Here is a 511-nt window from a genome sequence, read left to right as displayed (position 1 = left end):
CAGACAGCAAGCGGAAATGTCATAGCGGTCGAAACATCTATTTATCCAGTTAAACAAATCATTCTACCTAAGTCTAGCAGCGGGTTTTACTACATCACCTCGCTGTTCATCAGCGCGCCGCTTATTCAATCGCAATATTCTACGGCTAACGGTGGCACTCAATTTACCGCTGAATTTGACGACTTGACCAATGGAAATCCTATCGCCAAATTTAGTCTTTTTTCTTATCTCGTCCCCAATACGAGCAATTTCGATACGAGAAATCCAACACTCATCAACGCGCAGAACATGAATTTGCGGCTTGACGCTACCCACGATTACGGGTTTTCGGTAACGTCGGTTGTAAATTTTTCCGGCACTCTGACAACGTGGGAATTATTTTTGAGTGCTTTTCTTTCCTACACGCTTAACCCTAACTGAGGAGCTAAACTTATGTCTCTCCCTCTCGGCGTCGAAATGCTCATGAAACAAGTGATCAAGATGTTGGGTCTCGACCCTTCCTTGATGATGA

Annotated in this window: 1 protein-coding gene; it reads left to right on the top strand. The window is 44.2% G+C overall.

Translation table 11 applies throughout. The features are described 5' to 3' along the window. On the top strand, positions 1–420 hold a 420-nt coding region (locus SOP85_RS31090), incomplete at its 5' end, for a hypothetical protein (protein ID WP_323629418.1). Between the last annotated feature and the right edge of the window lie 91 nt (positions 421–511).

It is taken from the genome of Pseudomonas sp. YuFO20 (assembly GCF_035064975.1).
GTDB lineage: Bacteria > Pseudomonadota > Gammaproteobacteria > Pseudomonadales > Pseudomonadaceae > Aquipseudomonas > Aquipseudomonas putida_AE.
The sequence above is the reverse complement of the archived record's forward strand: the minus strand, read 5'-3'. Positions and strand labels throughout refer to the sequence as shown.